General features: G+C 46.6%; 23 protein-coding genes and 1 pseudogene. 21 read left to right on the forward strand and 3 right to left on the reverse strand.

What is annotated here, in order from left to right; all coding sequences use genetic code 11:
- The first annotated feature begins 56 nt into the window (after positions 1-56).
- The 8 genes from pxpA (at position 57) to ABZM97_RS02420 (ending at position 6,525) form a co-directional block, all read left to right on the forward strand.
- Positions 57-830 (forward strand): 5-oxoprolinase subunit PpxA, encoded by a 774-nt coding sequence (gene pxpA / locus ABZM97_RS02385; protein WP_087993011.1) that lies wholly within the window; start codon positions 57-59, stop codon positions 828-830.
- A 14-nt stretch (positions 831-844) separates the two neighbouring features.
- The gene (locus ABZM97_RS02390; protein WP_087993010.1) at positions 845-2,059 is read left to right on the forward strand and encodes an NRAMP family divalent metal transporter; all 1,215 of its coding nucleotides are present in this window, start codon (positions 845-847) and stop codon (positions 2,057-2,059) included.
- 5 nt (positions 2,060-2,064) lie between these two features.
- Positions 2,065-2,856, forward strand: a complete 792-nt coding sequence (locus ABZM97_RS02395) for a putative hydro-lyase (RefSeq protein WP_301272154.1) — start codon at positions 2,065-2,067, stop codon at positions 2,854-2,856.
- A 44-nt stretch (positions 2,857-2,900) separates the two neighbouring features.
- Positions 2,901-3,623 (forward strand): 5-oxoprolinase subunit PxpB, encoded by a 723-nt coding sequence (gene pxpB / locus ABZM97_RS02400; protein WP_202328911.1) that lies wholly within the window; start codon positions 2,901-2,903, stop codon positions 3,621-3,623.
- A 2-nt stretch (positions 3,624-3,625) separates the two neighbouring features.
- Positions 3,626-4,633, forward strand: a complete 1,008-nt coding sequence (locus ABZM97_RS02405) for a biotin-dependent carboxyltransferase family protein (RefSeq protein ID WP_202329056.1) — start codon at positions 3,626-3,628, stop codon at positions 4,631-4,633.
- A gap of 15 nt (positions 4,634-4,648) precedes the next feature.
- Positions 4,649-5,401 (forward strand): IclR family transcriptional regulator, encoded by a 753-nt coding sequence (locus ABZM97_RS02410; protein ID WP_367387471.1) that lies wholly within the window; start codon positions 4,649-4,651, stop codon positions 5,399-5,401.
- Between the two features lie 63 nt (positions 5,402-5,464).
- Positions 5,465-6,106 (forward strand): GDSL-type esterase/lipase family protein, encoded by a 642-nt coding sequence (locus ABZM97_RS02415; RefSeq protein ID WP_367387170.1) that lies wholly within the window; start codon positions 5,465-5,467, stop codon positions 6,104-6,106.
- A 173-nt stretch (positions 6,107-6,279) separates the two neighbouring features.
- Positions 6,280-6,525, forward strand: coding sequence for a YczI family protein (locus tag ABZM97_RS02420; RefSeq protein WP_087993006.1), 246 nt, complete (start codon positions 6,280-6,282; stop codon positions 6,523-6,525).
- A 5-nt stretch (positions 6,526-6,530) separates the two neighbouring features.
- On the opposite strand, the gene ABZM97_RS02425 is transcribed toward ABZM97_RS02420, so the two are convergent.
- Entirely contained in the window at positions 6,531-6,818 is a 288-nt protein-coding gene (locus ABZM97_RS02425) for an antibiotic biosynthesis monooxygenase (RefSeq protein WP_087993005.1), read from the reverse strand.
- 151 nt (positions 6,819-6,969) lie between these two features.
- Here ABZM97_RS02425 and pbpC point away from each other — a divergent pair, with 151 nt between their 5' ends.
- From pbpC to ABZM97_RS02445, 4 genes and pseudogenes are all read left to right on the forward strand, one after another.
- A complete protein-coding gene (gene pbpC, locus ABZM97_RS02430) occupies positions 6,970-8,976 on the forward strand; it encodes a penicillin-binding protein 3 (RefSeq protein ID WP_253268827.1) in 2,007 nt (668 codons plus the stop codon).
- Positions 8,969-9,070: pseudogene (locus ABZM97_RS02435) on the forward strand (oxidoreductase); the annotation flags it as partial. The gene pbpC and the pseudogene ABZM97_RS02435, both read left to right, overlap by 8 nt.
- Positions 9,071-9,259: 189 nt before the next feature.
- A complete protein-coding gene (mtlR, locus tag ABZM97_RS02440; protein ID WP_253268828.1) occupies positions 9,260-11,344 on the forward strand; it encodes a mannitol operon transcriptional activator MtlR in 2,085 nt (694 codons plus the stop codon).
- 211 nt (positions 11,345-11,555) lie between these two features.
- On the forward strand, positions 11,556-13,067 hold the full coding sequence (locus ABZM97_RS02445) for a class I adenylate-forming enzyme family protein (protein WP_367387171.1): 1,512 nt from the start codon (positions 11,556-11,558) through the stop codon (positions 13,065-13,067).
- Positions 13,068-13,082: 15 nt separating this feature from the next.
- On the opposite strand, the gene ABZM97_RS02450 is transcribed toward ABZM97_RS02445, so the two are convergent.
- Positions 13,083-13,679: a class I SAM-dependent methyltransferase gene (locus tag ABZM97_RS02450; RefSeq protein WP_176365301.1), complete on the reverse strand. Its 597-nt coding sequence runs from the start codon at positions 13,677-13,679 to the stop codon at positions 13,083-13,085.
- 152 nt (positions 13,680-13,831) lie between these two features.
- Between ABZM97_RS02450 and ABZM97_RS02455 the strand changes: the two genes are divergently transcribed.
- From ABZM97_RS02455 to amj, 5 genes are all read left to right on the forward strand, one after another.
- Entirely contained in the window at positions 13,832-14,692 is an 861-nt protein-coding gene (locus tag ABZM97_RS02455) for an SDR family oxidoreductase (RefSeq protein WP_087993001.1), read from the forward strand.
- Positions 14,693-14,707: 15 nt separating this feature from the next.
- Positions 14,708-15,211, forward strand: coding sequence for a D-lyxose ketol-isomerase (gene lyxE, locus ABZM97_RS02460; RefSeq protein ID WP_087993000.1), 504 nt, complete (start codon positions 14,708-14,710; stop codon positions 15,209-15,211).
- Between the two features lie 88 nt (positions 15,212-15,299).
- Positions 15,300-15,851, forward strand: coding sequence for a GNAT family N-acetyltransferase (locus tag ABZM97_RS02465; protein WP_253268830.1), 552 nt, complete (start codon positions 15,300-15,302; stop codon positions 15,849-15,851).
- Positions 15,852-15,927: 76 nt separating this feature from the next.
- A complete protein-coding gene (locus ABZM97_RS02470; protein WP_087992998.1) occupies positions 15,928-16,350 on the forward strand; it encodes a pyridoxamine 5'-phosphate oxidase family protein in 423 nt (140 codons plus the stop codon).
- A 503-nt stretch (positions 16,351-16,853) separates the two neighbouring features.
- Positions 16,854-17,663 carry a lipid II flippase Amj gene (amj, locus tag ABZM97_RS02475; RefSeq protein WP_087992997.1) on the forward strand — a complete coding sequence of 270 codons (810 nt, stop codon included), beginning with the start codon at positions 16,854-16,856 and terminating at the stop codon, positions 17,661-17,663.
- A gap of 35 nt (positions 17,664-17,698) precedes the next feature.
- On the opposite strand, the gene ABZM97_RS02480 is transcribed toward amj, so the two are convergent.
- Entirely contained in the window at positions 17,699-17,989 is a 291-nt protein-coding gene (locus ABZM97_RS02480) for a DUF3817 domain-containing protein (protein WP_019257503.1), read from the reverse strand.
- Positions 17,990-18,173: 184 nt separating this feature from the next.
- Here ABZM97_RS02480 and lrpC point away from each other — a divergent pair, with 184 nt between their 5' ends.
- From lrpC to ABZM97_RS02500, 4 genes are all read left to right on the forward strand, one after another.
- A complete protein-coding gene (gene lrpC, locus ABZM97_RS02485; RefSeq protein ID WP_087992996.1) occupies positions 18,174-18,608 on the forward strand; it encodes a transcriptional regulator LrpC in 435 nt (144 codons plus the stop codon).
- Between the two features lie 64 nt (positions 18,609-18,672).
- Positions 18,673-20,859, forward strand: coding sequence for a DNA topoisomerase III (locus ABZM97_RS02490; RefSeq protein ID WP_202328933.1), 2,187 nt, complete (start codon positions 18,673-18,675; stop codon positions 20,857-20,859).
- 200 nt (positions 20,860-21,059) lie between these two features.
- Complete coding sequence (locus ABZM97_RS02495) at positions 21,060-22,148, forward strand: glycosyl hydrolase family 8 (RefSeq protein WP_087992994.1); 1,089 nt, start codon at positions 21,060-21,062, stop codon at positions 22,146-22,148.
- The gene (locus ABZM97_RS02500) at positions 22,129-22,980 is read left to right on the forward strand and encodes a diguanylate cyclase (RefSeq protein WP_367387172.1); all 852 of its coding nucleotides are present in this window, start codon (positions 22,129-22,131) and stop codon (positions 22,978-22,980) included. The genes ABZM97_RS02495 and ABZM97_RS02500 overlap by 20 nt, the downstream gene beginning before the upstream one ends.
- Positions 22,981-22,983: the final 3 nt, after the last annotated feature.

Here is a 22,983-nt window from a genome sequence, read left to right on the forward strand (position 1 = left end):
AATTTCGGAACGATGATAATATAAAGCATATTGTTTGCTTTGGCTGGAGGGATTCTGTGTTTCAGATTGATTTGAACTGTGATTTAGGAGAAAGCTTCGGAGCCTACACGATTGGCCTTGACCAAGATATCTTAGAGTATGTCACATCAGCGAACATCGCATGCGGATTTCATGCAGGAGACCCCGGTGTCATGCGGAAAACCGTCGCGCTTGCGGCAGAAAAAGGCGTAAAAATCGGCGCGCATCCGGGTTTGCCGGATTTACTCGGTTTCGGCCGCCGCAATATGGCAATTTCACCTCAGGAAGCGTATGATCTTGTCGTCTATCAAATTGGCGCGCTCTCTGGTTTTTTAAAAGCAGAAGGACTTCGCATGCAGCACGTCAAACCGCATGGCGCTTTATACAATATGGCGGCAGTCGATCAAAAGCTGTCTGACGCCATCGCGAAAGCTGTCTGTAAAGTTGATCCCGGCCTGGTTCTTTTCGGTCTTGCTGAGAGCGAGCTCGTAAAAGCGGGAGAACGGATCGGACTGCAAACAGCAAGTGAAGTGTTCGCCGACAGAACATACCAAGCGGACGGCACACTGACGCCGCGATCCCAGCCGGACGCACTCATTGAAAGCGATGATGCCGCCGTCACCCAGGTGATCAAAATGGTGAAAGAAGGGGCGGTCAAATCTCAGCAAGGCCATGATGTGTCATTAAAAGCGGACACGGTTTGCATTCATGGAGACGGAGCCCATGCGCTGACATTTGCGCAGAAAATCAGAAAAGAGCTCAAAGAGGCGGGAATTGAAGTGGCCGCTATTTCAGCACAGAAGTCAACATAAAGGAGGAACAATAGATGGAGCAGCAGAAAAAAACAGCAGGAAAAAAGGCGGGCAGCTGGTCATTGCTGATGGGGGCCGCCTTTTTAATGGCGACATCAGCGGTCGGCCCGGGATTCCTGACACAAACCGCAACATTCACAAACACACTCGCGGCAAGCTTTGGTTTTGTCATTATCATATCTATTATTTTGGATATTTTCGCCCAAACCAACGTATGGCGCATCATAGCGGTTTCTGGAAAACGCGGTCAGGAAATTGCGAATATGGTGCTTCCGGGATTGGGTTATTTCATCGCCATTCTCGTCGTGCTTGGCGGATTGGCTTTTAATATCGGGAATATCGGAGGTGCCGGACTGGGGCTTCAGGTATTGTTTGGCATTACACCAACAACAGGCGCTTTGATCAGTGCTGCCGTTGCCATTTTAATCTTTTTAATTAAAGAAGCGGGAAAAGCGATGGACCGGTTTACGCAAATTGCCGGTTTTGTCATGATCCTTTTAACTTTGTATGTCGCGATTACGACAGCTCCGCCTGTTGGCGAGGCTGTGGCGAATACGATTGCGCCGGAGCAAATCAGCATTTTTGCTATTGTCACGCTAGTGGGCGGAACCGTCGGCGGTTATATCACATTTGCCGGAGGACACCGCTTGCTGGATGCCGGAATTAAAGGAAAGGAATCCATCCCGCAGGTGACAAAAAGTTCGGTTGTCGGCATTTTAATTACATCTGTCATGCGTATTGCTCTTTTCCTCGCGGTGCTTGGCGTTGTTTCAAAAGGCCTGCATATCGATGAAAGCAACCCGGCGGCTTCTGTTTTCAAGCTGGCTGCTGGAAATGTCGGTTATAAAATTTTCGGATTGATCATGTGGTCTGCGGCCATTACCTCTGTCATCGGAGCAGCTTACACGTCTGTTTCGTTCTTTAAAACCTTTTCTCCGAAAATTGAAAAAAATTCACGCGGCATTATTATCGGGTTTATCGTGATTTCCACGTTAGCTTTTGTCACAATCGGACAACCTGCGAAAATCCTCGTGCTTGTCGGTTCGCTGAATGGCTTAATTCTGCCGATTGCGCTCGGAACGCTGCTGATTGCCGCATATAAGAAAAAGATTATCGGTGATTATAAGCATCCGCTTTGGCTGACCGTTTCAGGTTCACTTGTGGTGGTCGTAATGGCTGTGATGGGTGTCTACATGTTATTTACACAACTTCCTCAATTGTGGAGCTGATAAAGGTGGAGCAATTAAACAAAATGGCGCCGCAGGATGTGCGCGCCCTGATACGAGAAGGAAAAATAAACGGGCCGACCGCAGGAATGTCCGGCGGCTATGCCCAAGCGAATCTTGTGATCTTGAAGAAAGACCTAGCGTTTGACTTCCTGCTGTTTTGCCAACGGAATCAAAAGCCATGCCCTGTGCTGGATGTGACAGAAGCGGGTTCGCCTGTGCCGTTTCTGGCAGCGCCCGATGCCGATATCAGAACGGACTTTCCGAAATACCGTATTTACAGGCATGGTATCTTGACGGAAGAAGTATCTGATATCACGCCATACTGGGAGAATGACTTTGTCGGCTTTCTGATCGGATGCAGTTTCTCCTTTGAACAGGCGCTGATCAATAATGGAATACCTGTCCGGCATATTGATGAGGGGACGAACGTTCCGATGTATAAAACGAATATTGATTGTGTTTCAGCGGGCGTGTTTCAAGGAAAGATGGTTGTCAGCATGAGACCCGTTCCAGAACGGCTGGCTGTACGCGCTGCACAAGTGACCTCGCGTTTTCCGGCAGTGCACGGAGGGCCGATTCATATCGGCAATCCGGGAGCAATCGGCATTGTTGATGCGGACAAACCGGATTTCGGAGATGCCGTTTCCATTCGTGAAGGCGAGGTTCCTGTTTTTTGGGCATGCGGTGTGACCCCGCAAGCCGTGGCTATGAATGTAAAACCTGAAATGGTCATCACACATGCGCCGGGGCATATGCTCATCACAGATATTCGAGACGAGTCGCTTGCGGTGCTGTAACCTCTCGTCCTCCTGATGAACGAGAAATAAAAGAGGTGAGAAAGATGACTGTACGATGTCAAATCGAACAGCTCGGTGATTCTGCAATGATGATCCGATTCGGAGAAGAAATAAACGAACAGGTCAACGGTTTTGTCCATGCCGCGGCCGCTTATATAGAAGAACAGCCATTTCCGGGGTTCATTGAGTGTATTCCGGCTTTTACAAGTCTAACGGTATTTTATGATATGTATGAAGTGTACAAGCATTTGCCTAAAGGCATGAGCTCACCTTTTGAGAAGGTAAAACTTGATGTCGAAGAGGGGCTGAAGGAAATAGCTAAAGACTATGAAAATAGCCGCCGTATTGTAGAAATTCCCGTATGCTATGGCGGTGAATTCGGGCCCGATTTAGAAGAGGTGGCGAAGATCAATCAGCTTTCTCCGGAGGAAGTCATTGAGATTCATACAAGCGGCGAATATGTGGTGTATATGCTTGGTTTTGCTCCTGGTTTTCCTTTTTTAGGCGGGATGTCCAAACGCATTGCCGCTCCAAGAAAATCATCGCCAAGACCTTCCATTCCCGCAGGTTCGGTAGGAATTGCGGGATTGCAGACAGGCGTTTACCCGATTTCGACGCCGGGCGGATGGCAGCTGATCGGCAAAACGCCGCTGGCTCTTTTCCGGCCGCAGGAAAACCCGCCGACATTACTGCGGGCGGGAGACACTGTGAAATTCGTGCGCATCTCAGAAGAAGACTATCACGCCTATAAGGAGGAGTCCAATTGAGCATGAAAGTGTTAAAGCCCGGACTGCTCACAACGGTTCAGGATATAGGCAGAACGGGTTATCAAAAATACGGTGTACTGGCAAGCGGAGCCATGGACACAATTTCGCTGCGCATAGCCAATCTGCTGATCGGCAACAGCGAAAATGAAGCCGGTCTTGAAATTACGCTGATGGGGCCCGGTCCGTCGTTTTATTTTACAAAAAAGACGCTGATTGCGGTGACAGGGGCGAACTTCACGCTACGTATTAATGACGAGGAAGCACCTTTATGGAAGCCTGTGCTCGTCAAGGGAAACAGCACAGTCAGTTTTGGTCCCTGTAAACTTGGCAGCCGTGCTTATTTAGCGGCGGCCGGCGGTTTCGATGTGCCTGACGTCATGGAAAGCAAAAGCACGTACGTTAGAGCAGGCATCGGCGGACTTCATGGCAGAGCGCTTCAGAAGGAAGATGAACTGTCCATTGGAGAAATATCATCTCTTTCGCAAACCATCCTTTCCCAATTAAACCTCCAGCTTGGAAAGCGGGAATTTGCGGCACCGAAATGGTCGGTTAGCCGCGGCAGGTTTCTGCCATTAAAAAAGAATCCCATTATCCGTGTACTTGAAGGAAAACAATTCGGCTTTTTTACAGAAGAATCGAAAACGCGTTTTTATGCAGAAACGTTTCGGGTCACGCCGCAGTCCGACCGTATGGGTTACAGGCTCAAAGGAGAACCGCTCGAACTGAAGGCGCCGCTTGAGATGGTGTCGGAAGCGGTTTCGTTTGGAACTGTTCAGGTGCCGCCTGACGGCAACCCGATTATCCTGCTTGCAGACCGGCAAACGACCGGCGGCTATCCGAGGATCGCGCATATCATATCCGCTGATCTTCCGATTGTCTCCCAAATCATGCCGGGCGAGCACGTCCAGTTTGAGCCTGTATCCCTTCAAGAAGCGGAAGCGCTTGCGATCGAACGGGAACAGCATATAAAAGAACTGAAAACGAGAATGAAGATGGAATGGCTGACGTAATAAAGGAGATCAATGATGCAGAATAAAAACAAAACCGTAGTCAAATCTATGGCTCTGCTTAATTTGTTTTTGCATGAACCAAGCCTTACCTTAAGTGAACTGGTGTCGCTGTCAAAAATGCCGAAAACCTCTGTTCACCGGATGGTCAGCTCTTTGGAGGAAATGGGGTTCCTCAATCGGGATTCGTCCGGCGCTTATTCGCTGGGACTGGTGTTTCTTGAATTTGGGCAGCTTGTCGCTGACAGGCTCGATATCAGAAAAATAGCGAAACCGGTGATGGAAGAGCTGTGCCAGGAAGTGGATGAAGCCGTGCAATTGATCATGAGGGACGGCAATGAAGCGATATACGTTGAGAAAATCGAAGGAACACAGACTGTACGGCTGTACACGGCGATCGGCAGGCGTTCTCCTCTGTATGCAGGAGCGTGTGCGAGAAGCATTTTGTCCTTTCTTCCCCGTGAAGAAATCGAAACATACATCAAACAAACAGAGCTCATTTCAATTGGGGCCGGGACGATTACCGATCCGGAAAAGCTGCTGGAGGAGATTGATGCCTCCGTGCAGAATGGCTATACCGTCAGCTATTCAGAGCTCGAAAACTATACGGCGGCCATCGGCGCCCCGATCTTTAACCATAAGCGGCAAGTGGCAGCCGGCATCAGCATTGCAGGCTTTGAAGCAAGATTTACAGAAGACAGGCTTCCTTATTTAACAGAAAAGGTGAAGGATGCCGCTATGCAGATTTCCAGAAAAATAGGGTATTCTTGAGTAGCCGATCTTTTCCCTCCTGCGTACATTAACGTATCGACGTTCAGGAGTGGAGGAAAAAACATGGTGCTTCAATATACAGCACTGGGGGATTCTTTGACGACAGGGAGAGGAGCCGGGCTGTTTTCCCCCGGATTCGTCCAACGTCTGGGAGACATGATGGAAGCTGACTTGAAAACAAAAACGGCCATCTCCATCTTTGCTAAATCAGGCTTAAATACAGAAGAAATTCTGGGGCTCCTGTCACATCCCCATGTGCAAAAATGCATTCAAGCTGCTGGCATGATAACGATCACAGGGTGCGGAAATGATCTTTTTGATTCAGTCTTTGCTTACCAAACGTCTAAAGATGAAACGACATTCAGCCGAGCATCCGCTCATTGCCATGAGAATTTTGAAAAGATGATTGCCGAAATCGCCGAAATCAAAGGAGAAAACCCGTCTCCGTACGCCATCCGTGTGTTCAACTTATACAATCCGTTTCCCGGCATTGACATCGCTGGCAAATGGATCACATCTTTTAATTCGCATTTAGAAACACTTGCGGCGGCGCCCCATGTCAAAATCGCGGATGCCTATAGCATTTTCAAAGGAAAAGAGCAGGAATATCTGTCCTTTGACGGTGTCCATCCGAACAGCAAAGGCTATCAAGCAATGGATCAAGCCGTTCACAAGCTGGGTTATAAAGAATTGCCAGTTTCATAGAAACGCGCCTTATGACAGAGCGCGTTTTTTTATATGTGATTGAAACATTAAAAGAAACTTAAAATTCCCTGTCTCCTGTTCTACAGACAAAAAAAGTGCGCTAGAATAATGGAGGACGTAGGCAAATATAGCCATAACGTTCAATATTTCGTATATTAGGAAGGATGGTCCTTTTGTTTCGGATTTTTAAAATGTCTTTTGCGGTTATCATTATTATTCTGGCGCTCGTTGCTTTTAACTATACGGAACACACCTCTGTTATCCAATCGGTCATGCTTGTCTTTCTTGGCGCAGTCATGTTTATGCAGGGGCTTGAAGAGCGTAAAAAAGAAAACGACGGCTCAGGTGCGTTTAATATTTATACCGCCGTTTTCGTATGGTCTGTCTCTCTCATCGGTTTTACTCTTCATATTATATAAATCTATTACACATCCTGAAAATGCTCGACCGTCGGGAACGGGGTATAGAACCGATGAAGCAAGGCTTTCCACTCTTGATACTCTGAAGAACCGCGAAAGCCTTCCGTGTGGTCCTCAAGTGTTTCCCACTCCACAAGCAGCAGGTATTTATGTGTTTCTTCCATGCATTTTGATAACGAGTGCGTGATATAGCCCTTCATGCCGGAAATAATCGGCGCCGCTTGCCGGAACGCCTCCTCAAACTCTTGTTCAAGCCCCTCTTTAATGTGAAGTATCGCTGCCTCTCTGACCATGTCATCCCTTCTTTCCTTCTTTTCAAATAGTCTACAGCAAACGACAGGAGATTTCTGCAAAATCGGTGAACCTTTTCCTTCATTTTCAAAAAAATCTTGCGCGCACCAATTCATATAAGAGAAAATAACAAGTGGAAGGCAGGGGAAAGTCATGTTAAAAAAGTGTATTCTACTAGTATTTCTATGCGTCGGATTGATTGGGTTAATCGGATGCTCCAAGACAGATTCACCAGAGGATCGCATGGAAGCATTCGTGAAACAGTGGAACGATCAGCAATTCGATGACATGTATCAGAGCCTGGCCAAAGATGTCAAAAAAGAAATCTCCAAAAAAGATTTCGTCAGCAGGTATAAAACCATCTATGAGCAGGCAGGCGTGAAAAATCTGAAAGTCACTGCGGGAGAAGTGGATGAGGGCGACAAAGATAACAAGACGATGAAGCACATTCCGTATAAAGTCAGCATGGACACAAATGCGGGCAAAGTCAGCTTCAAAAATACCGCAGTGTTGAAAAAAGAAAAAACTGATGACGAGGAGTCATGGAATATAGATTGGAACCCATCGTTTATTTTCAAGCAGCTGGCTGATGATAAAACAGTGCAAATCGCCAGCGTTGAACCAAAACGCGGCCAAATCTACGATAAAAACGGGAAAGGTTTAGCCATCAATACAGATGTGCCGGAAATCGGCATTGTTCCCGGAGAGCTTGGCGACAAAAAAGAAAAAGTCATAAAAGAACTCGCGAAAAAACTTGATTTGACTGAAGACGACATCAAGAAAAAGCTGGATCAAGGCTGGGTGAAAGACGATTCGTTTGTGCCGGTCAAAAAGGTCAAGCCGGACCAAGAAAAGTTAGTGTCTGAGGCGACGTCATTAAAAGGTGTAACGAGAACGAATGTCAGCTCCCGCTATTATCCGTATGGCGAAAAGACAGCCCATTTGACAGGCTATGTCCGCGCCATTACTGCGGAAGAGCTGAAGAAAAAGAAAGACGGAGCATACAGCGATACGTCTAACATCGGCATCACCGGACTTGAAAATGTGTATGAAGACAAACTAAGAGGCGCAACTGGATGGAAAATCTACGTTCCGCAAACCGGAGAAGTCATCGCTGAAAAGAAAGCGAAGGACGGCGAGGATCTTCACCTCACCATTGATATCAAGACGCAAACGAAGCTATATGATGAATTGAAGGATGACAGCGGGGCGGCAGTTGCGCTTCAGCCGAAGACAGGCGAAACACTCGCGCTTGTCAGCGCGCCTTCTTACGATCCAAACGGATTCATTTTCGGCTGGAGCGATAAGGAATGGAAAAAACTAAACGAAGATAAGAACAATCCGTTTTCAGCGAAATTCAACAAAACATACGCACCGGGTTCGACAGTTAAACCGATTGCGGCTGCCATCGGAATTAAAAACGGCACCCTAAAAGCGGATGAGAAGAAAATAATCAAAGGAAAAGAGTGGCAAAAGGATTCGAGCTGGGGCGGCTATTCAGTGACACGTGTGTCTGAGCGCCTTCAGCAAGTCGATCTGGAAAATGCCCTCATTACGTCAGACAATATTTATTTTGCGCAGAACGCGCTTGATTTGGGAGCAGACAATTTTACAAAAGGGTTGAAAACGTTCGGCTTTTCAGAGGACATTCCGTATGAGTTCCCGATCCAGCAATCGTCTATCGCAAATGACAAGCTCGATTCAGACATTTTGCTTGCGGATACAGGATACGGACAAGGACAAATGCAAATGTCTCCGCTTCACTTGGCAGCTGCTTACACGCCATTTGTCGACAACGGAGATCTCGTCAAACCGACGCTGATCAAACAAGACTCACAAACAGCTGATGTCTGGCACAAGCAAGTGGTCACGAAGGAAGGAGCGGCAGACATTACGAAAGGTCTGAAAGGCGTTGTGGAAGACGCGCGCGGATCAGCGTACAGCCCTGTCGTGAAAGGAATCACCGTTGCCGGAAAAACAGGAACAGCCGAGCTGAAAACATCAAAAGATGATAAAGACGGCACGGAAAATGGCTGGTTCGTCGGCTACGATTACAAAAACAAAGACCTGCTTGTCGCCATGATGATCCAAAATGTGAAGGACCGCGGCGGCAGCCACTATGTTGTTGAGAAAGCGAAAAAGCAATTTCAATCGAATTAAAATACCCTTCGCGGTAAACACGCTGGCATACAAGTTTGATCAGGATCAGTGGTTCCGCATTTTTACAGCCGCACAGGGTTGCGATATACCTTAACAAAAAGCATCAGCTTAGCAGCTGGTGCTTTTTCAATATTGTCACACCGCTTGATGCCAAATTCCCATTTATAAGTGATTGAATCTCGTTTGAAAGCGTTTTATATTATAAAGGAAACCTCTCTTATTCCTCTCCTGTATCTCCTTGCGACTTCATCCGCACATCACGACTGTCTAGGAGGCCTTTTTGATGTATATGACTGCCAGAGAACAAAAGCTTTTAAAGCACTTATTATTACAAAACCGGTATGTAACCGTAACTGAGCTTGCTGAGCTGATGGAAGTCAGCACGAGAACCATTCACAGGGAGCTCAAATCAATTAAGCCGCTGATGGAACCCGTCGGGCTTACGCTCGATAAACAGCCTGGCAAAGGGTTGAAGGCAGTGGGAAGTCCCGAGAATAAACAAAAGCTGCTTACCGACTTAACATATGAACAGCATGAATACAGCGCGGATGAACGAAAGCTGCTCATTCTCTGTTCGCTATTAGAGTCTCAGGAGCCCGTCAAGCTGTACACGCTTGCCCATGACCTGCAGGTGACGAATGCCACGGTCAGCTATGATTTAGACGAGCTGGAGAAATGGATTTCTCCCTTTAGATTGACACTGATTCGTAAAAGAGGTATTGGCATCCAGCTCATAGGGCCGGAGAATGCGAAACGTAAAATTGTCGGCAACCTGATTGTGAACCGCCTCGACATCCAAATGTTTTTGGAAGCGGTAGAATTAAACATCAAAGGTAAAGCTGATTCTTCAGAGAAAATGTTCGGCGTAGTCAGCAAAGGCGAGCTGTTAAAAATGGAGCGTATCCTATTTCAGCTGAAAGAAGAAATCGCCTTTTCATTGTCCGACAGCTCTTATATAGCACTCGTCGTCCATCTGACGTATGCAATCGAGCGGATCAAGCTTGGGGAAACCATTGCTATGGAGCAAAATGAGCTTGAGGAACTGAAGAATGCGAAGGAATACAGCTCAGCTCTTGAAATCGCGGGCGAACTTGAACATGCCTTCGGCGTGACGATTCCGGAGGCGGAGGTGGGCTATATTACAATCCACCTTCGAAGCGCCAATCGAAAGTACAAAACAGAATACAAAGCGCAGGAAATCGAACTGGAAACAGCCCTGCATACAAAGCGGCTCATTGCTTTTATTTCAGACAAAATCAGAATGGATCTTACGAAAAACTATTCTTTATATGAAGGACTGATTGCCCATTTGGAGCCGGCTGTCAGCCGCATAAAAGAAAATATCGAAATATACAATCCGATGAAGGAACAGATCAAACGCGATTATTTTCTGCTTTATATGGCGATCGAAGAAGGCGTGGAAAAGTATTTTCCGGGCATGTCCTTTTCTGATGATGAGATCGCTTTTATCGTCCTTCACTTCGGCTCGGCCCTTGAAATCAAAAAAGAAGAAGCCAAAGTGAAAGCGCTTGTCGTCTGCTCAAGCGGGATCGGGTCTTCGAAAATGCTTGCTTCCAGACTGAAGAAAGAGCTGCCGGAAATTGAATCGTTTGATATGTCATCCTTGATCGAGCTGAAGGGCAGGAAAGTTCAAGCCTATGATATGATTGTTTCCACCGTGCCGATTCCTTACGAAAACATCGATTACATTATGGTTAGTCCGCTTTTAAATGAGGAAGACGCAAATCAGGTAAAACAGTATATCAAGCGGAAAATTCCGCTCATTCTTGAGAAAAAAAGAACGCCTAAGGAAGAGGCGCAGCAAGCTGACGTGCCTGACATGCTGGCAGCATCGGAAAGCATGGGGCGGTACATGGCCGTCATTCAAGATGTTCTGCGCCACTTTACACTTAATCAACTCCAAACAAACTCGGATCATAGCAAGCTTCTGTCAGAGCTTTTTCAACAGCTGAAGGAGGATGGCTTGATCCGTGATCCGAAAAAAGCCGCGGTTTGTCTGGCGGAGCGGGAGAAACAAGGGGGATTGGGAATTCCGGGGACCAACATGGCGCTTTATCATCTCAAAAATGATGAAATCGTCCTGCCTTTTTTCAAAATGTATGATCTCAGCACCTCTTATGAAGTGAATGGCATGGACGGAAATACCCTCAGCATGACACGCATTCTCGTGATGATGGCGCCTGGCTCATTATCTGCTGAAGGATCGGAGATTTTAAGTGCGATCAGCTCCGCCATTATCGAAAGCGGAGAAAGCATGGCGGGGTTTCAGGGAGAGGGAGAACAAGGACTGTATCAACGATTAAACCGCATATTCTTCACATGGATGAAAGAAAAAAACATATTGTAATCCCGCATGGCACACGTCAAAAAATTGGCGTGTGTTTTTATGTGGATGGTGTGCAAAATGACAGAATGCGGGACTATTTTATCATTCATTAATGGAATAGTTCCAAAATGAAATAGTTTTACAAGTTATCTTTTTTGGGTTAAAATGGGTGAGGTGAGGAAGAAAACCTAACAAATTATTGAAGATTCAAGAGAATATAGGAGATGACGATATGGAAACATTACAGCATCTGATTCTGCATGACATGCCGAATAGCGAAGAAATAGAGGCTGTAAAAAGCGGAGGCCATACACTGACATATGCAGGTTACCGCAAACGGATTAATCAGCTGGCGAATGCCCTGCTGCAAAAAGGAATTCAAAAAGGCGACCGTGTTGCATTGCTTTGCAAAAACGGACATCCCGCCTCAACTATTATGTTCGCCGCGCTTGAAATAGGCGCTGTTGTCGTGCCTGTCAGCTGGCAGCTCAAACCATATGAAATGACAGGCATTTTAAAAGCTAGTGAACCGAAAGCGCTGTTTTACGGAGCGGAGTTTAAAGAGAAACTGGACGAAGTTCTTCCTGAACTGTCCTCATTGTCTGTAACGATGGCAACTGGAACAGCTTACGAAACGTCTGCTGAATTTGAAGCTCTGTTTGCCGGTCCTGATCATTTGCCTGAAACTGAAATGGTTTCCCCTGATGATACAGCGCTTCTGATGTTTACGTCCGGCACAACCGGAAACCCGAAAAGATGCATGATCACACATGGCGGCATATATAGATACGTAACAGGGTCCAAAAGTTCAACAACACGTATGAAGGGCCTGCGTTTTCTTGCGTGCCATCCGATTTATCATACGAGTGCGCTCATTTGCATCATGCTGGGAACTTTTGCAGAAACAACCTTTATTTTTACAAAGGATCAAGATCCTGTTGATATGCTGAAAATCATTGAAGAAGAAAAGGTTCAAACCGTGATGGCTCTTCCCGTGTTTTACACGTATTTGCTTGAAGCATGGGAAACACACCAAACCGACCTATCTTCGCTTGTTATTTTAATGACTGGCGGAACAAAAGTGCCGAGCAGCCTGATTCGCCGCTATCTTGATATCGGCATCCCGCTCGCCCACGGCTATGGAAGCACTGAGGCTTGGGGAATCAGCACATGGATGCCTGAAATGGGAATGGATAAAGCCGCATCTGCGGGAAAACCTGTGGCAGGTGTTAAAGTCAAAGTGGAAGATCCTCAGACGGGAGAAGAACTCCCTCAAGGGGAAATCGGCGAAATCGTTGTTCACACGCCATTTTTATTTAAAGGCTATGAAGACAATCCTGAAGCGACAGCGAAAGTGCTGCAAAACGGCTGGTTCAAAACCGGAGATTCAGGCTATGTAGATGAAGATGGTTTTATTTTCATTACTGGACGCTACAAGGATGTCATTATTTTCGGAGGAGACAACGTCTATCCGGATCAGGTTGAAGAAGTCATCCAGCAGGTCCCGGGAATCCTTGAAACAGCGGTGGTCGGTATACCAGACCCGCTGTACGGGGAAAAACCAAAAGCGTTTATTGTGGCAAACGGCGGCCAGCGTCTAACGGAAGAGGAAGTCATCGCATATTGTAAAGAACGCCTGTCCGCTTACAAAATACCCGAAGTTGAGTTCGTTAACGAACTGCCGAAAAATAACCTCGGCAAGGTGAAAAAAGACGTCTTGCGCAAGCAGGCTGTGCATTCGTAAAAAAATGCCCGTCACTTATGTGGCGGGCTTCTTTGCTGTTGCACAGACAGAAAGCTCAGGCTTAATGTGTTTAAATTGCAACTCAATGTCTTCGAAGCCGGCTGCTTTGAAGTCAGCAATCATCTGTTTTGCAAATGATTTGGTTCTCTCAGGGCTGGCGTCCGCTTCCCGCGGCTGCATCGTAATCGCTGCTCTGCCCCCGGGCTTTAGCGCCCGATAAATCTGTTTCACGCCTTTTGTCTGGTCATTCCAAATGGTGTAGTTGTTAACAGAAATCACTTTATCATAGAACGAGGCGGTGAGAGGAAATGTCTCGATGCTTCCCTGCATTAAGCGCACACCTTTCGATTTTACTCTGCGGGCGGCCAGCTTCAGCATCGCCTCTGACACATCAATCCCATGGAGCTGAACGTCCTTTTCGCGTTTCAGCATCTGTTGCAAGCAGTATCCCGGTCCGAATCCGACTTCTAAAATACTGTCCCCCCGTGTGATTCCCAGCTGATCTATTGTCCACTGATTCAGTGTCTGATTTTCAGCAGCCATGATGTACCCGGCAATCATACCGATTACGCCCTTTGGCCTGCTGAATGTTTTAGAAAGCATGTTCATCATTCAGTAACCTCCTTTGCAAGTTATTTCCTCCTTGCGTTTCATGTGAAACATTTTTCTGATAAAGCAATGTGAAGGTGCTAATCCATGTTTATCCAGAGTACGTGTGAGGTACACAACAAATAGACACATGAAAACAAAGGAGGAGAATCATCATGGCCAATTATCCAAAAGAACTGCCGGCCCAAACCCAAAATCGCCAGCCGGGAATCGAAAGCGAAATGAATCCAAGTCCGATGTATGAGTACGAGAATTATAAAGGAGCGGATAAATTAAAAGGAAAAACAGCGCTCATTACAGGCGGCGACAGCGGGATCGGACGCGCGGTATCCGTCGCATACGCAAAGGAAGGCGCTAATATCGCCATTGTGTATAAGGATGAGCATGGGGATGCCGAAGAGACGAAGAAGCGTGTAGAGCAAGAAGGCGTAAAATGCCTGCTGATCGCTGGTGATGTAGGCGAAGAGGATTTCTGCAATGAAGCGGTTGAAAAAACGGTCAAAGAACTTGGCGGCCTTGACATCCTTGTAAACAATGCCGGTGAACAGCATCCGAAGGAAAGCATCAAAGATATTACGAGCGAACAGCTTCACCGCACATTCAAAACAAACTTTTATTCTCAATTTTATTTGACTAAAAAAGCAATTGATTACCTGAAACCAGGCAGCGCTATCATCAACACGACATCCATCAACCCATATCGGGGGAACCCGTCGCTGATTGATTACACAGCGACAAAAGGGGCGATCAATGCCTTTACAAGAACAATGGCGCAGGCGCTTGTCAAAGACGGCATCCGCGTCAACGCAGTCGCACCGGGTCCAATCTGGACACCGTTAATCCCGTCTACGTTCTCTGAAGATAAAGTCGCTCAATTTGGGCAAAATACGCCGATGGGCCGTCCGGGTCAGCCTGTTGAGCATGTCGGCTGTTATGTGCTGCTGGCTTCAGATGAGTCATCTTACATGACAGGCCAGACGCTGCATGTCAACGGCGGAGATTTTGTGACGACGTAAGAGGGAGTGAGACACATGAGCATCACGAAAGAGGAAGTAAACAGCTATTATCAAAAAGCCGGTATTGTATTAACGGATGAGGAAGTAGACCAAATCCAGCTAATGGACTACGGCTTAGGAAAAGAAAGAAAAGTCGGACTCCAGCTCTTCGTCTACGTCAATACAGACCGTTATTGCTCAAAGGAACTGGTGCTGTTTCCTGAACAGACTTGCCCGGAACACCGCCATCCGCCGGTCGACGGCCAAGAAGGCAAGCAGGAGACATTCCGCTGCCGCTACGGAAAAGTGTATCTTTACGTAGAAGGAGAAAAAACGCAGCTTCCAAAGGTTCTTCCGCCGCATGAGGACAGTGAACACTATACGGTCTGGCACGAAATTGAACTTGAACCGGGCGGGCAATACACGATTCCGCCGAACACAAAGCATTGGTTCCAAGCCGGGGAAGAAGGTGCCGTGGTGACGGAAATGTCTTCGACGAGCACAGATAAACATGATATCTTTACCGATCCAAGAATATAAGGATGAGGCTTAACAGCCCATCCTTTTTTGTATTTGAAAAAAACGGAATCATCGTTATAATGGGTAAAAAAGGAAAGAGGGCGAGGGAATGTTCACCTGCAAGGTAAATGAGCGCATCACCATCCGATTATTGGAGCCAAAGGATGCGGAGCGGCTTGCCGAACTCGTTATCGAAAATCAACAGCGGCTCGGCCAGTGGCTATTTTGGGCGGAAAACCCAAGCAGCGTTGAAACGTACAAAGAAACGATCATTCCAGATTGGCGGCGGGAATATGCTGACCTGAACAGCCTCGAAGCGGGGCTTCTATACGACGGCAGCCTATGCGGCATGATCGGCCTGCATAACCTTGATCAAGTAAATCGAAAAGCGGAAATCGGATACTGGATTGCCAAAGAATATGAAGGCAAAGGCATTGTTACCGCTGCTTGCCGAACACTCATCACGTACGCTTTTGATGAGCTTGAGCTGAATCGCGTTGCTCTCTGTGCGGCTGTCGGAAACCAAAAAAGCAGAGCGGTCCCTAAGCGGCTCGGCTTTCAAGAGGAAGGAACGGCACGGGATGGCTTATTCATTGAAGGCAGGTATCATGACCTTGTCTATTACAGCTTGCTGAAGCGTGAATGGAAAGGATTAAAATAAAGGCGCATTTTCTTGTTTAAATCTTCCCCGGATGTGGAAAAGTAACAGCGGAGACGTTAAAAAGGAGTGATTCACGATGAATCAGCAAGACATTAAACAAAAGGTGCTTGATGTTCTAGATCATCACAAAGTAGGCTCGCTCGCAACGGTTCAAAAGGGCAAGCCGCATTCCCGCTACATGACTTTTTTTCATGATGGGCTGAAGATTTACACACCCACAAGCAAGGAAACACATAAAGCGGAAGAAATTGAGAACAACCCCAATGTCCATATTTTATTAGGCTATGATTGTGAAGGCTTTGGCGACGCGTATGTCGAGGTTTCCGGGAAAGCCAAGATCAACAATTCAGCAGAACTGAAGGATAAAATTTGGAATCCTAAATTAGAGCGCTGGTTTGACGGCAAGGATGACCCGAACCTGGTGATTCTTGAAATTGAACCAGAGGCTATTAGATTAATGAATGCCGGAGAGAAGACGCCAGTTTCACTCGAATTATAAAAAGGTTGTAATTGCAGGGGCGATATGTTATCATGAATTGCTAAGCAAGAATAATAAGCAAATAAAAAAGAAAGTAAACTTCTTTTTTCTGTTTGAGAGAGAAGCTTTACCGCTTCGCAAGCAGCAAACCAGCTGCCCTTATTCTTTTCCTTCATAACAAATCGCCCCTAACGATGAGATGGAAAAAAGACTTTTTTGTTTTACAATTCACACCGGCGCGGCTTCGGAGCCGCAGTGACGATTGAGAGGTAGGGCTTTCGTTGTCTTGTGTTCAAGAAAATTCCATGGTGTTTACTTTCCAGAATGATTCTACGGAACAATGCTTCATGAATCTAACCGCCCGATTTGGCGGATCATATAATCTTTATTTGCCTATAGAAAAGAATAAGACAAACCGCTCGGCGTATGCCGGCGGTTTTTTTATTGTAAAAAGCACATCGCATTGAAACCTGCTTGTCTTCTTTCCAGTCTTATCTCTAGGATGAAATTGGAGGAAGAATAACGTGCATGTCATGACAACACAAGTGCTTTTTATTTTCTGTTTTTTATTACTGATTCACTCGATAGAAACCTTAGCCTACGCCACCAGGCTTTCCGGAGCCCGCGTTGGATTTATTGCGTCCGCGCTTTCCCTTTTTAATGTCATGGTCATCGTGTCCAGAATGTCGAACATGGTGCAGCAGCCCTTTACCGGCCATTTAATTGATGATGCGGGAAAAAACGCACTGGCGATTGTCGCCGGGCAGTTCCGCTTCTTGATATTCGGATCGACAGTCGGCACCCTTCTTGGCATTATCCTGCTCCCGTCTTTTGTCGCTTTATTTTCACGGGCGATTATTCACTTGGCGAGCGGCGGCGGCTCTGTTTTACAAGTGTTCCAAAAGGGATTCTCGAAGCAAGGTTTCAAAAATGCCCTTTCCTATTTGCGTCTGCCGTCTCTTTCGTATGTAAAAGGATTTCATATCCGCTTGATACCGAAGCGTTTGTTTGTCATCAACATGCTGATCACATCGATTTATACGATCGGTGTGCTTTCGGCTTTGTACGCAGGCCTTCTGGCTCCGGAACGCAGCACGACAGCCGTCATGGCTTCGGGTCTAATCAACGGAATTGCGACGATGTTGCTGGCGATTTTTGTTGACCCAAAGGTATCCGTTCTTGCCGATGATGTGGCAAAAGGAAAACGAAGCTATACGTATTTAAAATGGACCTCTGTCACGATGGTCACATCAAGAGTGGCGGGGACACTCCTCGCCCAGCTGATGTTTATTCCGGGGGCCTACTATATCGCGTGGTTGACAAAGTGGTTGTAATAAGAAAGGCTGGATCATAAAGATCCAGCCTTAAATTATTTATATTTCCTTAACCCGCGGTCGTACAAAAAGTTTCCGAATGGGACAAAAGCGGCGATAAAGCCGGCGGCTGACCATTTCAGCGGCCATTTGACAGAGAAGGCCGCATACGCCAAGACAAGCAAATACAAAATGAACAATCCGCCGTGAACCGAACCGACAATGGTCACCGCAAGCGGAAGGCCTGCCCAATATTTCAGCGGCATGGCGATGAACAGCAGGATTAAGAGTGACATTCCTTCAATAAAACCCATCGTGCGAAGTCTTCCGATCGGTGTTTGCAGCATAAATCGCCCTCCTTGTGGACACGTTTTCATACTATATGATAAACAATCCGGAGAGCCGTATGACAGCTTTCAGAAAATGTTCGGAAAACTTTCATTTTTATATGCTTTTTCTTGGGAACTGGTCTTGTCATTTACAAAAATACCCGAGATAATGTGAACAAAATCATAAAAGAAGGATGTTGACATGAAACTTGATCAGGTTGATCTGAAAATCATTGAGGAGCTGAAAAAGGACAGCCGTTTGTCGATGAGGGAATTAGGCAGAAAAATTAAGCTATCGCCGCCATCCGTGACAGAACGGGTGAGGCAGCTTGAATCGTTCGGCGTCATTAAGCAATACACACTGGAGGTCGATCAGAAAAAACTGGGGCTGCCTGTTTCCTGCATTGTGGAAGCAACCGTCAAAAACGCGGATTACGAGCGGTTCAAAAGCTATATTCAAACATTGCCGCATATCGAATTTTGTTACCGGATTGCCGGCGCGGCTTGTTATATGCTGAAAATCAACGCAGAAAGCCTTGAAGCGGTAGAAGATTTCATTAACAAAACTTCGCCATACGCGCAAACCGTCACTCACGTGATTTTCTCGGAAATTGACACGAAAAACGGGCGCGGTTAGAGAGTGCTTGTTCAAGTCTGTTATAATAAAAGGATGAGCGTGAAAGAAAGAGAAGTGATCAAGCATGTCAAAAACAGTTGTATTAGCTGAAAAACCTTCAGTCGGCCGGGATTTGGCCCGGGTGCTGAAGTGCCATAAAAAAGGAAATGGTTATCTTGAAGGTGATCAATATATTGTTACATGGGCTTTAGGCCATTTGGTGACACTTGCTGATCCGGAAGGCTATGGAAAAGAATTTCAATCATGGCGTCTGGAGGATCTGCCGATTATCCCTGAGCCCTTAAAGCTTGTGGTGATCAAAAAAACCGGAAAACAGTTCAATGCGGTCAAATCCCAGCTTATCCGTAAAGACGTCAATCAGATTGTCATCGCGACTGATGCAGGCCGGGAAGGGGAGCTTGTTGCGCGCTGGATCATTGAAAAAGCGAATGTCAAAAAGCCGATCAAGCGGCTGTGGATTTCATCTGTGACAGATAAAGCGATCAAGGAAGGCTTTCAAAAGCTGCGCAACGGCAAAGAATATGAAAATCTGTATCATTCTGCCGTCGCCAGAGCGGAAGCGGATTGGATTGTGGGAATTAACGCGACCCGTGCGCTCACCACAAAATTCAATGCCCAGCTCTCCTGCGGCCGTGTGCAGACACCGACGCTTGCCATGATTGCAAAGCGTGAAGCCGACATTCAAGCGTTTACGCCGGTTCCGTATTATGGCATCCGCGCGGCGGTTGATGGCATGACGCTGACCTGGCAGGATCAAAAAACAAAGCAGACGAGAACGTTCAATCAAGACGTAACAAGCCGGTTGCTAAAAGACCTCGACGGAAAGCAAGCGGTCATCGCCGAGCTGAAAAAAACAGCGAAAAAAAGCTTCGCGCCTGCGCTCTATGATTTAACGGAGCTGCAGCGCGACGCACACAAACGCTTCGGATTTTCCGCCAAAGAAACGCTTTCTGTGCTGCAAAAGCTGTATGAGCAGCATAAGCTCGTCACATATCCGCGGACAGACTCAAGATTTTTATCCAGTGATATCGTCCCGACATTAAAAGACCGTCTGGAAGGTATGGAAGTAAAACCGTATGCCCAATATGTCAATCAAATTAAAAAACGCGGCATCAAATCCCACAAAGGCTACGTCAATGACGCGAAGGTGTCAGACCATCACGCGATTATCCCGACCGAAGAGCCGCTCGTTCTCAGCAGTCTAAGCGATAAAGAACGAAAGCTATATGACCTGATTGCGAAACGTTTCCTTGCTGTGTTAATGCCGGCATTCGAATATGAGGAAACAAAGGTCATCGCAGAAATCGGCGGAGAAACCTTTACGGCGAAAGGCAAAACCATACAGTCGCAAGGGTGGAAAGCCGTTTATGATATGGCGGATGAAGATGACGAGCAGGACGATGACAGAGATCAGACACTCCCTGCACTTCAAAAAGGCGATTCTCTTGCCGTGCGCGCCTTAACTGAAACAAGCGGCCAAACGAAGCCGCCCGCCCGCTTTAACGAAGGGACCCTGCTGTCAGCGATGGAAAACCCAAGCGCCTTTATGCAGGGAGAAGAAAAAGGCCTCGTCAAAACGCTTGGTGAAACAGGCGGCCTCGGTACGGTGGCAACACGGGCCGATATTATTGAAAAACTGTTCAACAGCTTTTTAATAGAGAAAAAAGACAAAGATATTTTTATTACTTCTAAAGGAAAACAGCTCCTGCAGCTTGTTCCGGAGGATTTGAAATCACCTGCCTTAACGGGGGAATGGGAGCAAAAGCTGTCAGCGATCGCCGCCGGTAAATTGAAATCGGCTGTCTTTATTAAAGACATGAAAGCTTACGCTAACCAAACGGTAAAAGATATCAAAAACAGCAGCCAGACTTTCAGACACGACAACATCACGGGAACCGCATGTCCGGAATGCGGCAAAATGATGCTGAAAGTAAACGGCAAACGCGGCACGATGCTTGTGTGCCAAGACCGTGAATGCGGAAGCAGAAAAACGGTTGCCCGAAAAACAAACGCGCGTTGCCCGAACTGCCATAAAAAAATGGAGCTTCGCGGCCAAGGCGAGGGTCAGACCTTCGCGTGTGTCTGCGGTCACCGTGAGAAACTGTCCGTATTCGAAAAACGAAAAAACAAAGATAAAGGGCGCGCTTCCAAACGGGACGTTTCCTCTTATATGAAAAAACAAAATAATAAAGATGAGCCGATTAACAACGCGCTGGCAGAACAGCTGAAGAAACTCGGTTTGGATAAATAACCGAAAAACCTGTGCATACCGCACAGGTTTTTTATTGGACTTAGGACCCGTTTTTTCAATGTTCAAAAAGGGAAAAAAAAGCTAGCAATCTGCATTTTTTTCTTTTATAGTAAATGTAATTTGTAACATGGCAGTCATACTTTCGTCTATATATATTTGTGAGCGTCTGATTCGCTTCAGGCGACAAGGGGGATTTGCCTGTGAGGCATTTGTTAATAGCTGTCATCTTATTCTTTTTATCTATCGGACTTTCCGCAGGGTGTGTTGAAGCTGGAAATAAGGTCCAAAATCAGTCGGTGTCAGAAGTGAACGCCAGCCCGCTTCAGCCGGCGGAGTATTTCATTTATCACAATCTAATGAATGGCCAAGGGTTAATCAAAACTGATATGTCTGACCAGCCTTCGTATTTATCAGAATCTCTTGGCCTATGGATGGAGTTTCTGGTCAGCAAAAATGACGCCCCGCATTTTCAGGAGCAATATCAGCATCTGACTGATTCATTTCTGATGAGCAATCACTTGGTGACGTGGAAGATTCAAAACGGCCAAGCGAGCGGAACGAATGCACTGATAGATGATATGAGAATTATGCTGTCCCTTGACCAAGCCGCCGCCAAATGGGGCCGCAGCGACTACGCGCAAACGGCCCGGGATATCGGCACGGCTTTGAAGGCATACAATATGAACAACGGGTTATTTACAGACTTTTACGACTCACAGGCCGCTTCAAAGGATGTGACGCTTTCATACGTCATGCCCGATGCGTTAGCTGTCTTAAAGAAGAATGGAATTATAGACGAGGAAACAGAACAACGGAATGCCAATGTTCTCTATTCGGCTCCTTTAAAAAATGGCTTTCTGCCAAAGGTATACAGCTCGGAGACAAAGGGATACACATATGATAGTGAGATCAATCTGATAGATCAGCTGTACGCTGCTTGGCACTTGCCGGAAGGGGATGAAAAAGCCGCTGTTTTAGCGGACTGGATCAAGCAGGAATTTCAGACACACGGAAAGCTGTACGGACGATATTCGGCAGATACGAAGGAGCCTGCCGTCAAATATGAGTCGCCATCCGTATACGCATTAGCCGTATTGTTTTTAACAAAACAATATGAAGACAGTTCAGTCACCAAAGCCATATATGACAGAATGAATGACTTTGAAATTCTTGATCCGGTGAAATCGTATTATGGAGGCTATATGAGCGGCGCTCAGACGCATTCTTTTGACAATCTGCTGCCGCTGTTAGCCGAAAGGAAGCTTTTTAATGAAAATATCATTCAATGAATCACAAAAATTATTTGCTTATTTTTCAGGGCTCATCGCAGCCCTGTCTCTGTTTATTTATTATGTGTCAGCCCAGCAATCGGAAGGCGCTCTGATCCTTTGCATCACGTTTGTCGTCATCGCCGCAGGCGTATGGTTCGGCCCGATTTACGCGCTGGCGGTGACTTTAATCGTACTCTTTGTTCTCGGCACCTTAATGATGTTTTTCCAGACTGGACAGGCTGCGCTGTTTCCGGCTGAGGAAGGGCTGCGAATACTTGTCGTGTGGGGAAGCGCGCTTTTGTTGTTTTCTTTTATAGCGGGAAGAATTCATGATATTGCCGCAGAGCTAAGGCATTCAGTTACACGGCTTAAAGCCGAAATCAAAAGCTTTGTCGCTGTTGACAGAGTGACCGGATTTGATAACAAGCAGAGGATGAAGCTGGAACTTTCAGAAGAAATCAAGCGGGCGGAACGCTACGGAAATTCTTTCGTGTTTTTGCTGCTTCATATGCATTACTTCAAAGAGTTTAAGTCTTTGTACGGTGAAAAAGAAACGGACCGTCTTTTCCAATATGTCAGTCAGCAAATTAGGACAAGCGTCCGGGAAACGGATAAGAAGTTCCGCCCCTCTGACGAGCGTATCGGGATTGTGCTGACGCACACGCCCGCTGAACATATGCCGGCCGTCCTGACAAAGCTGAAAAAACAATTGGACACGTATCAGCTGGAAAATGGGAAGTATGTGTCGCTCACGTTCCATGTCTGTCATTTGCCTTACCGCAAAGATATCAAAACAGCCGATCACTTTTTAGAAGAACTGGAAAACGAGATGATGATGAATGAACTATAAAGG

Origin of the sequence: Bacillus vallismortis (assembly GCF_040784915.1) — a bacterium.
GTDB classification, from domain to species: Bacteria; Bacillota; Bacilli; order Bacillales; family Bacillaceae; genus Bacillus; species Bacillus subtilis_G.

What these genes read in the sequence shown, in the direction of transcription:
- ABZM97_RS02465 (WP_253268830.1), top strand. Translation starts at nt 15,300, where the DNA reads ATGTTCACCTGCAAGGTAAATGAGCGCATCACCATCCGATTATTGGAG.
- ABZM97_RS02450 (WP_176365301.1), bottom strand. Translation starts at nt 13,679, where the DNA reads ATGATGAACATGCTTTCTAAAACATTCAGCAGGCCAAAGGGCGTAATC.
- lrpC (WP_087992996.1), top strand. Translation starts at nt 18,174, where the DNA reads ATGAAACTTGATCAGGTTGATCTGAAAATCATTGAGGAGCTGAAAAAG.
- ABZM97_RS02425 (WP_087993005.1), bottom strand. Translation starts at nt 6,818, where the DNA reads ATGGTCAGAGAGGCAGCGATACTTCACATTAAAGAGGGGCTTGAACAA.
- ABZM97_RS02480 (WP_019257503.1), bottom strand. Translation starts at nt 17,989, where the DNA reads ATGCTGCAAACACCGATCGGAAGACTTCGCACGATGGGTTTTATTGAA.
- mtlR (WP_253268828.1), top strand. Translation starts at nt 9,260, where the DNA reads ATGTATATGACTGCCAGAGAACAAAAGCTTTTAAAGCACTTATTATTA.
- ABZM97_RS02415 (WP_367387170.1), top strand. Translation starts at nt 5,465, where the DNA reads ATGGTGCTTCAATATACAGCACTGGGGGATTCTTTGACGACAGGGAGA.
- ABZM97_RS02500 (WP_367387172.1), top strand. Translation starts at nt 22,129, where the DNA reads ATGAAAATATCATTCAATGAATCACAAAAATTATTTGCTTATTTTTCA.
- pbpC (WP_253268827.1), top strand. Translation starts at nt 6,970, where the DNA reads ATGTTAAAAAAGTGTATTCTACTAGTATTTCTATGCGTCGGATTGATT.
- ABZM97_RS02405 (WP_202329056.1), top strand. Translation starts at nt 3,626, where the DNA reads ATGAAAGTGTTAAAGCCCGGACTGCTCACAACGGTTCAGGATATAGGC.
- ABZM97_RS02490 (WP_202328933.1), top strand. Translation starts at nt 18,673, where the DNA reads ATGTCAAAAACAGTTGTATTAGCTGAAAAACCTTCAGTCGGCCGGGAT.
- ABZM97_RS02390 (WP_087993010.1), top strand. Translation starts at nt 845, where the DNA reads ATGGAGCAGCAGAAAAAAACAGCAGGAAAAAAGGCGGGCAGCTGGTCA.
- pxpB (WP_202328911.1), top strand. Translation starts at nt 2,901, where the DNA reads ATGACTGTACGATGTCAAATCGAACAGCTCGGTGATTCTGCAATGATG.
- ABZM97_RS02470 (WP_087992998.1), top strand. Translation starts at nt 15,928, where the DNA reads ATGAATCAGCAAGACATTAAACAAAAGGTGCTTGATGTTCTAGATCAT.
- ABZM97_RS02455 (WP_087993001.1), top strand. Translation starts at nt 13,832, where the DNA reads ATGGCCAATTATCCAAAAGAACTGCCGGCCCAAACCCAAAATCGCCAG.
- ABZM97_RS02445 (WP_367387171.1), top strand. Translation starts at nt 11,556, where the DNA reads ATGGAAACATTACAGCATCTGATTCTGCATGACATGCCGAATAGCGAA.
- lyxE (WP_087993000.1), top strand. Translation starts at nt 14,708, where the DNA reads ATGAGCATCACGAAAGAGGAAGTAAACAGCTATTATCAAAAAGCCGGT.
- ABZM97_RS02410 (WP_367387471.1), top strand. Translation starts at nt 4,649, where the DNA reads ATGCAGAATAAAAACAAAACCGTAGTCAAATCTATGGCTCTGCTTAAT.